Genomic DNA, 11,307 nt, shown 5'->3' on the forward strand with positions numbered 1-11,307 from the left:
AAAATCACATACTATAATGTCAATATACTATTGGACTGATATATTCTTATCGTCAATGATTAACAAAATCTGTGTTTGGGAGGACATCATGAAATCTAATGTGTTGATCGTTGGCTTTGCAGCGGCTGTTATGACTTCCGTCATACCCGCCTCGGTGCAGGCAAATACCCGCCTTGTCGTTAATTGTTTTTGGGCACCGCAACATTTCGTTTGCAACGAGGTGTTGCCCGGTTGGCTTGCAGAAGTGGAAAAAGTGACCGAAGGCCGCGTCGTCGGAAATATCCCGCCAAAGTCAGTGTCTCCGCCACCAGAACAGCTAAGCTCCGTCGAAAAGGGTGTGGTTGATGCCGCGGTTCAGTTCAACGGCCTTATTGGGAACCGTGTAAACGGCGCGCTGACTTCCATGCAGCTTTTTTCTGGAAATGGCAGCGCAGTTGACCTTACAGAAGCCGCATGGGAAACTAACCGCAAATTCTATCCAGATGAGTTCGACACCGTCGAGCTTTTGTCGCAGTGGGTCATAACGTCGGGCAATCTCTTTTCTAACACGGAAGAACCGATCATCACTTTGGACGATTTCAAGTCACGCAAGATGTGGGCGTTACCAGGGCCGCTCGCCAATCTGTCAAAAGATATTGGTGCAGGCGTGGTGTCCACCCCTGCCGTTCAATCCAATGAGGTGATCGCCAACGGTGTTGTTGACAGCCATATTGGGCAAAATGGCGAAGGTTTAACGGCGTTCCAAATTTTACCTTACACCAAATCGATGACCCGCTTCTCGTCGTCAATCTATCGCACGAGCTTTTCTTTCTTTATCAATAAAGACAAATGGGCCGAAATCTCTCCAGAAGACCAAGCAGCCATTCGCACAATAAGCCAAGAAAAAGTGGGCGCTGCGGCAGCCGAACTATGGGATAGAGCTGACGATGTTTACGATACATTTGAGGCACAGGGAATCCAAATCGTCGATGCTGATCCCGCACTTGAAGCTGCGATGATTGAGAGTGCGACTCCTATCATTGATGCTTGGAAAGACCAAACAAACGTAGCTGGCATTGATGCCGATGCGGCGCTGGCATTCTACTTGCAGCGCGCAGAAGACCTGTCAAAATGAGCAGAGCGCCCGAGATCCCTTCCGCGACGAGAACCTTACTTGCCAAAGCAATTTGGATCCTTGAAACGATTTCAAGTGCCGTCATTTTCATCATGATGGTTGTGACATTTGCGGATGTAATCGGGCGCTATGTTTTTCACAAACCTATCTTCGGCGGGACCGAAATTGTCGCGGCATTGCTTGCGCTGGCGATCTTTTCGGGGCTCGGTGTGGTGAATGCACGCGACGATCATATCGTCGTCGAGCTTTTCGAAATGCCTGCGCGCCGCCTCGTTGGCCCTCTCGCCTACGAGATCAGTATTCAAATTTTCTCGGTCGCCTGTATGACATTGATCGCAGTGGTCTTGTTTATGCAGGCGTTGGAATCCTATCACTTCCAAAAGCTGACGGTCGTGCTTGAAATGCCAGTTTATTATGTATCGGGGGCAGTGGCAGTCTTCGCGGGGATCAGTGTCATTTCGCAGATCACGGGCGTCGTGCTCAAAATTGTTGATCTTGGAAAACAAAGAAAGGCAGATGCGCCATGATGACGGCTCTAACCGGTTTTGCCGTACTCTTGGCGCTGTGCTTCTGGGGCTTTCGTGTGGGGTTTGCCACGCTCATGGTCGGATTTATCGGCTTTGGCCTCGAGCGGGGCTGGACCGCGTCGCTAACAATGGTTGCACAGCAAGTGCTGGAAGACTCTCAGAACTATAACCTGTCTGTCATCCCGTTGTTCATCCTGATGGGTGTCTTCATCTACCGGTCGGGCGTGAGCACCGATCTTTACGATGCAGCGTCAATGGGACTTGGGCGGTTCAAAGGCGGGCTTGCGCTTGCAACGGTCGTGGCTTGCGGCGGATTCTCCGCTGTGTGCGGCTCTACGCTCGCGACAGCGGCGACCATGTCCAAAGTTGCCATGCCACAGATGAAGGCCTTTAATTATTCTGATCGGCTGGCAGCCGGTACAATCGCGGCGGGCGGTACATTGGGGATCATGATCCCGCCTTCCGTCCCACTTGTTATTTATGGGATCATTGCCGAACAAGATATTGGCCTGCTGTTCATTGCGGGTATTCTGCCGGGCCTCCTGTTGGTCGTGCTGTTTTTGCTGACTGTCTCAATAACCGTTCGCCTTGATCCAGCGTCTGCACCCACGATTTCGGAACTCGCGACCGACCGCAAACGCGCGGCAATGCGTGGCACAACGCCTGTCTTGGTGCTTTTCATTGTGGTGCTGGGCGGCATTTACGGCGGCGTCTTCACCGCAACCGAGGCCTCTGGGATCGGCGCTTTTGGGGCCGCAGTCATCTCTTTTATCCGTGGGCATCTGCGCACACTCACCGACTGGCGCAATTGCCTCGTCGATGCCGCAATGACCACCGCAAAAATATTTATCGTCCTGCTTGGCGCAGTCGTCTTTACCCAGTTCATCAACCTTTCTGGCCTGCCCTATGAACTTCTCGATCTCATCGAAGAATGGGACCTCGGGACCGCGGGTTTAGTCGCATTTATCTGCGTCATTGCACTCCTCATGGGCATGGTATTCGAGACAATCGGTATCATCGTTCTCTTGGTGCCAGTTTTCCTACCAGCACTCTACGCGGCAAATGTGGATATGATCTGGTTCGGGATCATCGTGGTTTTGGTCACCGAGATCGGCCTGATCACACCGCCCATCGGGATGAATGTCTTTGTGGTCAAATCAGTGCTGCCGCAGGTGCGACTGGCCGAAATTTTCAAAGGGGTGCTGCCGTATATCGCCGCGCTCTTCATTGGTCTGCTGGCAGTCTATTTTGTGCCACAGATCGCGACATTACTTCCTTCAATTGCGAGATAGATCATGGCAAATATCAAGAACATCCTGTTTATTATGGCTGACCAACTGCGCTGGGACTATCTATCATGCTACGGTCACCCGCATCTAAAAACGCCCAATATCGACAGGCTCGCCTCGAAAGGTGTCCGGTTTGACAAAGCCTATGTGCAATCTCCGGTTTGCGGGCCGTCGCGTGCATCCTTTTATACGGGCAGGACTGTTTTCAGTCACGGGGCGACGTGGAATCAAGTGCCCCTGCCGATTGGCGAGCTGACAATCGGCGACTATCTGCGCCCTCTTGGCATGACCACTGCCGTCGTTGGCAAAACACACATGACCCCAGATGCGGAAGGTATGGCGCGGCTTGGGCTGAACAAAACCACAGACATCGGTTGTTTGATAAGCCAGCCGGGGTTTGACCCTTACGAGCGTGACGACGGCCTGCACCCCAACAAGGGGCTTGCCAAACGCGGCGGCAAACTCCGCTACAATGATTGGCTGCGATCCAAGGGATACGAAGGCGAAAACCCGTGGAACGATTACGCCAATGCAGCCGAAGGCCCGAATGGGGAAATCATGTCGGGGTGGTATCTGAAAAACTCTCTACTGCCCGCCCGCGTGAAAGAAGAGCACTCTGAAACTGCATATATGACAATGCGGGCCAAAGAGTTCATAACCGAAATGGGTGATACGCCCTGGCTCTGCCATCTCAGCTTCATCAAACCACACTGGCCCTATATGGCCCCCGCACCCTATCATAATATGTTCGGCCCCGAAACTTTTTCACCCGTAAAGCGCGACATCCGCGAAACGCAGGATCCAAACCCTGTTTATGCGGCCTTTATGGGGATGGAGGTCAGTGAAACCTTCTCCCGCGAGGGTGTGCGCGAAACTGTGCTTCCCGCATATATGGGATTAATCAAACAAATCGACGATCATCTGGGTCAGCTTTTTGACTGGTTAGAGGAAATCAACAAAATGGATGAGACCATGATCGTGGTCACCTCGGATCATGGCGACTATCTTGGGGATCACTGGATGGGCGAAAAAGAGCTTTTCCACGAAGCCTCCGTGCGTGTCCCCCTGATCATCTTTGATCCGCGACTAGAAGCAAACCAAACGCGCGGCACCGTGTCCGACGCATTTGTCGAAGCCATTGATCTGGTGCCAACATTCATCGAGGCCGCTGGCGCACCACCACAAAGCCACAGGCTAGAGGGGCGATCACTGATGCCGCTCATCAACGAAAAGACGCCCGACGATTGGCGCGATGAGGCCTTTTCCGAGATCGACTACTCCTTTTATACGGCGCGCAAGGCGTTGGAACTGGGTGCCTCGGACGCGCGTGGCTACATGTTGCGCACCCGCCAATGGAAGTACGTCCACTTCAAAGGTTTCCCGCCTCAACTGTTCAATCTCGTCGCAGATCCTGACGAGTTTAATGACCTCGGACGCGATAAGGATCATGAAAGAATCCGTCAGATGATGCACACCCGTTTGACTGACCGCCTTATCAACCGCAAAAACCGCACAACCATGACCGACGAACAGGTGATTAACATGCGGGAAAAAGAGAACTCGGTGGGTATTATCATTGGTGTCTGGGATGACACAGAGACCAACACCTAGCTCGATCAGATCACGTCGTCCGGAAAGTTGTAACCCTCATTTTGCAACGCACAGCAGGCGCAGCAGATCACCACCATCGTTAAACAGAGGTCCATGTTGAGCGATGGTGACGACCGCAGCCTGCGGGCTACTGCTGGCTTGGGATCACAGACGAAGAAATACGCCCGTCATTTGCGCTTGCCGACATATGAACCGTCTCGCACTTTGAGGGCTCGACGGGCTTTGTTGCACAAATCGGTTGAAGGGATTCACTGTACGAATCCAGCGTGATAGCTGAAGGCATGAGCAGTTGGGCCCCTACGAAGTACAAGACCAAGAATTGGTCGTCTTACAATAACAGCTTGAAGCGGCGCGGATCGTTATCGATCTGGTTTGATCCAGAGATGGTTTGGACACCGCCACCGAATGGCGAGCGGGGTCGCCAGCGGCAATTCAGTGACGCTGCCATTCAGACGTGTCTGACATTGAAGGTCTTGTTCGGCATGCCGCTTCGCCTATCCCGAACGGCTGGTCATCGTGGCCGAGGGAGCCGTGATATGCACGCATAAGCGCATCATTGAGCGGTCGCACCGTCAGCCTGGGCGCGTCATCTATGACTGGCGCCATTATCTGGCCGTTGTGCAGCGCAAACCGGGGGCGTTGCGTAACGGAGCACCGTTTGTCGAGATGCCAGAGGCGTTCCGCAAGCTTCAAAGCCTGATGCTGCGTAAGCCTGGCGGAGACCGGGAAATGGTCGATATCTTATCCTTGGTTTTGCAGCATGAAGAGCAGGCCGTGCTCTGCGCCGTAGAAATGGCACTGGACGCAGGCGTGCCGACCAAGACCCATGTCCTGAACCTGCTTCACAGGCTGGTGGATGGAAAGCCAACTGATCTGCCAGACGTGACGCCACCGAGCACGCTGTCGCTAAGCAAAGAACCCGAGGCCAATGTTGCGCGCTATGACGGGTTACGCCAAGGAGGTGCGCGCCATGCGTCATGATCCTGCCGGTGCCGCTATCGTCATCATGCTGCGCAGCCTCAAGCTTCCAGGGATGGCCTTGGCTGTGAACGATCTACTTGAACAGGGGGCACCCGCGTTCGATGCAGCCGTTCCGATATTATCGCAGTTGCTTAAAGCTGAGATGGCCGAACGCGAGGTGCGCTCCATCGCTTATCACATGAAAGCAGCGCGCTTCCCTGCCTACAAGGATCTTTCTGGCTTCACATTTGCTGACAGTGAGATCAACGAAGCTCTGGTGCGGCAACTGCATCGCTGTGAGTTCATGGACGCGGCTGAGAATGTCGTCTTGATCGGTGGTCCTGGCACGGGAAAATGTCCGTCGTCAGGGTTTTTGGCACCAAAGGCGGCCTAGACTAAGAGAGAGTTCGGCTCATCTGGTTGGTTGCATTATGCGGCGTGTTGTCTGTGATGCAAGCGTCGCGTTTCGAGCGTCTTACGTTTGATCCTTTCCCGTTGCTGTAGAATGGCTTTGTCGCGTCCGAAGTATACGTCGGCGGGTGTAACGTTGTTCAGGCTCTCGTGGTAACGCTGGTGATTGTAGTGGTCTACGAAGGCTTCGATCTGAGCCTCAAGATCGCCGGGTAGGAAGTAGTTTTCCAGCAGGATGCGGTTCTTCAAGGTCTGATGCCACCGCTCGATCTTGCCCTGCGTTTGAGGATGATAGGGCGCGCCACGGCTGTGCTTCATATCCTTGTCTTGCAACCATTCCGCCAGCTCCCCCGAGACGTAGCTGGAGCCGTTATCACTCAGCAGGCGAGGTTTGTGGACGACATGAACTTGGTCACATCCCGACGCTGCCAAAGCCAAGTCCAATGTGTCCGTCACGTCTTGGGTTCTCATGTTGGTGCAAAGTTTCCACGAGATTATATATCGGCTGTAGTCATCGAGGATCGTGCTGAGATAAAACCAGCCCCATCCGATGATCTTCAGATATGTGAAGTCCGTCTGCCACAACTGATTGATGCCCGTGGTTTTGTCTTTGAACTCGCTCGCCGCCTTTATAACGATAAACGCTGGGCTGGTGATCAGATCGTGCGCCTTCAAAATCCGATACGTCGAAGCCTCTGATACGAAATAGCTTTCTCGATCCGTGAACGTCACGGCCAGTTCACGTGGCGACAACTCGGTTTCTTTCAGCGCCAACTTCACGACCTTGCGCCGCACCTCGTCAGGAATGCGGTTCCAGACGTGTTTGGGCTTCGGCGATTGATCCTGCAGTCCAACTTCGCCACGCCGCAAATATCGATCATACCAACGGTAGAATGTGGTGCGGGGAATGCCCAGCTTTGCCAACGTGAGCCGTGCTGACAGGTGGCTTTCCTCGACCAGCCGGATGATCTCCAGTTTCTCAGATGCAGGATATCTCATTCGTGGTTGCCCCCATCGCCCAGCATGCTTTTTTTAAGCAAACGGAGTTCCAGTGTTTGTTCCGCCACAACTTCCTTGAGATCACGGGCCTCACGGCGCAGATCCTTCACCTCGTCAGTGTTCGCCGCACGTGCCGTATCGCCCGCAAGGCGCCGCTTTCCGGCTTCCATGAAGTCCTTGGACCATTTGTAGTAAATGCCCTGAGAGATACCCTCACGGCGGCACAGCTCTGCAATGCTGTCTTCACCACGCAGACCATCCAGAACGATCCTGATCTTCTCTTCGGATGAGTAATGCTTGCGCGTGGCGCGTTTGATGTCTTTGACGATCTTCTCGCCAGGGCTCGTCGTTGTTTGTCTCATCTTCCACTCCTCAGTGGTGACGATGAGCCAGAAACACTCTCTTATCAAATAACGCTATTTGGTCCCATAGGCGCTGACGTCAGACAGCGCGGTCAAACCAACGATTGTCGATATTGTCTTTTGTTCAAGAGTTCGCCAAGTGACGACTTGGGATTTGTGAACCTCTGTGCCGTCCAGTGGTGTAATGACGTCAAAGGACCATTCACCTCGCATGACGGTTCCTATCTTCGCAGCAGATTCCAAACAGCTAACTTCAAGCCAACTACCCTCCGCGATCAATAGTTTTACTTTGCCCAGAACGGTCACAGGTCTAAGTTTCTTCTCCATGGGCGCTCCGCTATTTAAAGTTGCCAAGCATTAGCAACCTATTGGAAATCGCGCCACCATATCAGTACTAATAAGTACTAAATGACATTATAAAACCTCTAATGACTCCATTAAGTGCTTCTCAAGGAAAGTAAACTACGCGGCGGCCACTTTCCCTACATCTCTAACCCTATAATGCTAACTTCGGACATGGATGATTCTCCTTTTTGTAGCTTTCAACAAAACCACTGTGGCACGTTAAGATGCCGAGAGGAGGGGCATCCCACCCATCATCTTAGCACGCTGTCCGAATTTTCCGGACCTCTTCATGATGAATAGGCGCAACGTTCACGCCAGGGTTAAGTCTGACACAAACCTGTCCCGGCCTTGATTTTTCGCTGCGTACATCAATTTATCAGCCATTCGTATTGCCTCAGCAAGCTTGCGTTCACCAGTGTTCCAAAATGTGCCACCAATGCTCACTGTTACATTTAGATAATTGACGTCGTGTGTCTGTTTCACCGACGTTCGGATGCGTTCGCTAATACGAAGGAAGTCACGTTCAGATATTTGTGGAAAAAGAACTACAAATTCTTCGCCCCCGACTCTGGCTAGAATATCCGTGCTCCTGATCATATCCTTGATGGCCTGTGTCGCGACCTTAAGAGTTTCGTCTCCTGCCGCGTGACCGTGGGTATCGTTAATTATTTTAAAGTGATCGAGGTCAAGAAGGAGGACTCCTCTTCCACCGGGTGTACGGGTGACCATGGTCTGGTCGTACAGATCCTCCAGGCCACGGCGGTTGAGGGCGTTAGTCAATGGGTCGTGAAAAGATTGGTTCAGCAGGCTACGAAAATAGCGGGCTTTGGATCTTTCACGCTCAAACAACGCACCGAAGAACACTGCGCCAAATAAATTGAACCCGGCGAAGAATGGAACCACGCGTAGAAAGTCTGTTTGAGCATCCCCTTGAAGAAAAATAAGATTAAACAAAAGCGTCAAGGAGAGACTGAGACCCATTAGGGCAAGCTGCTTAATATTTAGACCTTTCTTTTTTTCGCGCCAAAATCCCCAAAAAACACCAATGATTAGCGCCAAAATCATGGATGACAGTCCGATCAGCATTCCGTTACCGCCAATAATGAGCCGCACAGCACCTGCCATAACAAAAGCGATACCTGCTCCCATAGGTCCAAGAAAAGCGCCCGCAAAACTTACAAACAGATTACGACTGTCCGCGATCACTCCAGGTGCAATTTCAATTGGATTCATCATGCATACCCAAGCTCCGGCACCAAACGCAACGCCAAGGACGCTATGCCGGACCCAGCGCGGCCAGCTAAGCGATTGGATGATGCCATATGCGATGGTGATCAGCGCGACCAATCCGATCCCGTTCAAACCAGTCCAAAACGTTTGCATGTCGAACCTCACTAACACCAAGCCCAAAGAGCTATTCAATAATATGGCAAAAAGATGATGTGATGCCTCTATCAACGCAATGCACTTTGAACCGTCCAACAAAGCATCTTTCGACCTTTACCAGATATAAATTGCAACTTCAAAGAATGGAATTTTCTGTTAGTGTTGGCGCACTCCCTGTTGGTCAATTAGACCGTACTGCCCTCGCTTAATTAGCGGGGGCTTTTATTTGTTCTAGGGTTTTGGTGACGCGGCAGGGTACGAGCTGCGCCCGCCCCCTGCCCCGCCTTGCGCTAAGTCCCTTTGGGCCAGATCAACTTGCATCTTTTTCCTGTTATTTCAGATGTTGCGATGACCGATTGAATGCACCTCTGCTAATTTCGCGATCATCGGCGCTCATAAAGTCGAGCAAGATTTTTGTTGTGCTTGCCACTTCCATTCCTTCGAGTTGATTGATCCGATCAACCTCACGCGTAAGCCCCGGCTCACGCGCCTCGCAACAAATCCTGAACGACTGACGGTTTTTTGGCGATGAGTGCTAACAGGACCTGTGCCGGTCCTGTCGGATGCCGACGTCCGTGTTCCCAATTTAGCAAAGTTCCTTTTGCCACACCGATGCTTTTGGCGAATGCGGCCTGTGATAGGCCGGTTTGCTGTCGGACCTCTGCGACATTGACGCTGGTTACGGTAATCTCATGCACCTTCGCATCAGTGGTATCACCGTTAGCAAAGGCCAGAGCCTCTTCCAGTCCATTTTTTACGCTCTCAAATGCACTCATGTTCCATCTCCATATCTTGAGACAATCACTTTACTCATCTCGACGGCCGCAGCTTGCTCTATCTTTGACAGGTTGGCCTTCTCATTTTTGGCGAATACCGTGATCAGAAAAATTGGCATGTGAGTTCCGCCAAATACATAGATAGTCCTGAATCCACCACTCTTACCGCCTCCGTCCCGAGGTATACGTACTTTGCGCAGACCACCGCCGAGGGACACACCGGCCTCAGGGTTAGCGGCGACGAAGCTTATTGCAGCCTCGCGTTCCTGGTCAGACATGATTGCCTTGGCGCGCCTCTGAAATTCGGGAAGCTCAACAACAGTCTGCAATCGTGTCATCGTTTCAATCCGCATATGCTCCACTGACTTATGTGTCAATGACGTATGTTATCGTGCTTGCGCATGCAAGTCATAATATGCCTGACTTCGCCGCTGTCTTGCCGACCCTGAGAGATCGTTCATCCGCGTTTGGTTTCCAGGCTTTTGAACAAGAATATCGCAATGCTCTATGTCCGCCCAGCCGAAAAGTTGAGCAGCCTACCATGGTCAATGAAATCAAGTCGGGTCTCCGCTGACGCTTCGCTTTCGGTGTGCCCGGGCCTTGGCCAAATGCAAAGTAACCATCATTGCGACGCAAACAAGGAGAAAAGCAATGACCACGAATTGCATAAAATTCATCAATGAAGATATCGAAACTGCAAAAGGCATCGGCTCAATTTCAACCCTGACCTTCGACCTGGACATCACGGTCGAACCGATCGCCAGCAGCAACCCCATGGCACTGACGCACCGTGCCCTTGGCCGCTCCCCTCGCGGCAAGCTGGACGAATGCGGTGGCATCTGGAAGAAGCAGAACAAAGACACCGGCGCTGAATACTTCACCCTGACGGTCTTCGATCACGCCTTCAACGCCAATCTCGGCAAAGCCGCGAGCCAGGATGACATGTCCCTGCAAGCCATCACCAAACGGATACTGGGCCAGCTCCATGGCAACGCCGTTCGGTTTTGGTCTGTGTCAGATCCCGCTTATGCCATCGTCGGCGAAGGTCTGGAGAACATTCTGTCAGCTGGCACAGACCCTCCAGAGCTCAACCTCGCTTCCTGTCTGAAAGTCGGGCCTGTCCTTGACGCCACGCATCAATAATATCCTAACATGATTTTACTGCACGGTGGCACACCAAAGGTGCTGAGATGATTGCAGCACGCTGGACCGATACACGCGGCTTAACACAGGTGATCTCCAAGCCAGACTGGAATAACCACGGCAAGCAGCACCCTTCAAGCGCAACGACAAGATTTTGGAAATTTTACCTCATGGACTGATCGCAACACTTGAGTCGGGTATTACCGAAAATCTCGTCGACAAGGCGCGTAAGCTGGGTATTGGCGTCAAAAGGATTGGGGTATAGTTCAATGAGAGGCGGGCATTAATTCGGCCGCTCATCTCCATCCCATCAAAAAAAGACTGTAAAATTTGGATTGCCGAGCCAACGAAAGCTCTACGATTCGACATGTTGGTCTCATGGCT

At 52.2% G+C, this 11,307-nt stretch carries 9 protein-coding genes and 5 pseudogenes; 9 read left to right on the plus strand and 5 right to left on the minus strand.

The annotated features are described in order from the left end of the window. Positions 1-130 precede the first annotated feature (130 nt). From ACXLHR_RS18625 to ACXLHR_RS18655, 7 genes and pseudogenes are all read left to right on the plus strand, one after another. Positions 131-1,114 (plus strand): type 2 periplasmic-binding domain-containing protein, encoded by a 984-nt coding sequence (locus ACXLHR_RS18625; RefSeq protein WP_458793065.1) that lies wholly within the window; start codon positions 131-133, stop codon positions 1,112-1,114. Beyond that, positions 1,111-1,641 (plus strand): TRAP transporter small permease, encoded by a 531-nt coding sequence (locus ACXLHR_RS18630; RefSeq protein WP_458792971.1) that lies wholly within the window; start codon positions 1,111-1,113, stop codon positions 1,639-1,641. Before ACXLHR_RS18625 ends, ACXLHR_RS18630 begins: the two co-directional genes overlap by 4 nt. Continuing rightward, positions 1,638-2,933, plus strand: coding sequence for a TRAP transporter large permease (locus tag ACXLHR_RS18635; protein ID WP_458792972.1), 1,296 nt, complete (start codon positions 1,638-1,640; stop codon positions 2,931-2,933). The genes ACXLHR_RS18630 and ACXLHR_RS18635 overlap by 4 nt, the downstream gene beginning before the upstream one ends. A 3-nt stretch (positions 2,934-2,936) precedes the next feature. After that, the gene (locus tag ACXLHR_RS18640) at positions 2,937-4,541 is read left to right on the plus strand and encodes an alkaline phosphatase family protein (protein ID WP_458792973.1); all 1,605 of its coding nucleotides are present in this window, start codon (positions 2,937-2,939) and stop codon (positions 4,539-4,541) included. 281 nt (positions 4,542-4,822) lie between these two features. Further along, positions 4,823-5,035: pseudogene (locus ACXLHR_RS18645) on the plus strand (transposase); the annotation flags it as partial. 1 nt (position 5,036) lies between these two features. Next, positions 5,037-5,522, plus strand: a pseudogene (locus tag ACXLHR_RS18650) (IS21 family transposase); the annotation flags it as partial. Beyond that, positions 5,512-5,856: pseudogene (locus ACXLHR_RS18655) on the plus strand (ATP-binding protein); the annotation flags it as partial. The pseudogenes ACXLHR_RS18650 and ACXLHR_RS18655, both read left to right, overlap by 11 nt. Positions 5,857-5,930: 74 nt before the next feature. Here the strand turns inward: ACXLHR_RS18655 and ACXLHR_RS18660 are convergent. From ACXLHR_RS18660 to ACXLHR_RS18680, 5 genes are all read right to left on the minus strand, one after another. Then, positions 5,931-7,273, minus strand: a protein-coding gene (locus ACXLHR_RS18660; protein ID WP_458792974.1) for an IS3 family transposase whose coding sequence is annotated in 2 segments (ribosomal slippage) — positions 5,931-6,946 and positions 6,946-7,273 — 1,344 coding nt in all. Because the reading frame shifts where the segments join, the coding sequence is not laid out codon by codon here. 54 nt (positions 7,274-7,327) lie between these two features. Further along, entirely contained in the window at positions 7,328-7,600 is a 273-nt protein-coding gene (locus ACXLHR_RS18665) for a hypothetical protein (RefSeq protein WP_458792975.1), read from the minus strand. Between the two features lie 327 nt (positions 7,601-7,927). Further along, positions 7,928-9,100, minus strand: a complete 1,173-nt coding sequence (locus tag ACXLHR_RS18670; protein WP_458792976.1) for a GGDEF domain-containing protein — start codon at positions 9,098-9,100, stop codon at positions 7,928-7,930. A 386-nt stretch (positions 9,101-9,486) separates the two neighbouring features. Further along, positions 9,487-9,780, minus strand: coding sequence for a helix-turn-helix domain-containing protein (locus ACXLHR_RS18675; protein WP_458792977.1), 294 nt, complete (start codon positions 9,778-9,780; stop codon positions 9,487-9,489). After that, on the minus strand, positions 9,777-10,133 hold the full coding sequence (locus ACXLHR_RS18680) for a type II toxin-antitoxin system RelE/ParE family toxin (protein ID WP_458792978.1): 357 nt from the start codon (positions 10,131-10,133) through the stop codon (positions 9,777-9,779). The genes ACXLHR_RS18675 and ACXLHR_RS18680 overlap by 4 nt, the downstream gene beginning before the upstream one ends. Before the next feature lie 298 nt (positions 10,134-10,431). On the opposite strand from ACXLHR_RS18680, the pseudogene ACXLHR_RS18685 reads away from it, so the two are divergent. Together ACXLHR_RS18685 and ACXLHR_RS18690 are read left to right on the plus strand one after the other, a co-directional pair. Beyond that, positions 10,432-10,740 (plus strand): annotated as a pseudogene (locus tag ACXLHR_RS18685) (DUF736 family protein); the annotation flags it as partial. Positions 10,741-10,899: 159 nt separating this feature from the next. Next, positions 10,900-11,188 (plus strand): annotated as a pseudogene (locus ACXLHR_RS18690) (DUF2493 domain-containing protein); the annotation flags it as partial. Between the last annotated feature and the right edge of the window lie 119 nt (positions 11,189-11,307).

The sequence above is a fragment of the Yoonia sp. MH D7 genome, from assembly GCF_054439475.1.

Excerpts from the sequence above, each read along its gene's own strand:
- ACXLHR_RS18625 (WP_458793065.1), top strand. The coding sequence starts at position 131 with ATGACTTCCGTCATACCCGCCTCGGTGCAGGCAAATACCCGCCTTGTC.
- ACXLHR_RS18630 (WP_458792971.1), top strand. The coding sequence starts at position 1,111 with ATGAGCAGAGCGCCCGAGATCCCTTCCGCGACGAGAACCTTACTTGCC.
- ACXLHR_RS18635 (WP_458792972.1), top strand. The coding sequence starts at position 1,638 with ATGATGACGGCTCTAACCGGTTTTGCCGTACTCTTGGCGCTGTGCTTC.
- ACXLHR_RS18640 (WP_458792973.1), top strand. The coding sequence starts at position 2,937 with ATGGCAAATATCAAGAACATCCTGTTTATTATGGCTGACCAACTGCGC.
- ACXLHR_RS18665 (WP_458792975.1), bottom strand. The coding sequence starts at position 7,600 with ATGGAGAAGAAACTTAGACCTGTGACCGTTCTGGGCAAAGTAAAACTA.
- ACXLHR_RS18675 (WP_458792977.1), bottom strand. The coding sequence starts at position 9,780 with ATGAGTGCATTTGAGAGCGTAAAAAATGGACTGGAAGAGGCTCTGGCC.
- ACXLHR_RS18680 (WP_458792978.1), bottom strand. The coding sequence starts at position 10,133 with ATGCGGATTGAAACGATGACACGATTGCAGACTGTTGTTGAGCTTCCC.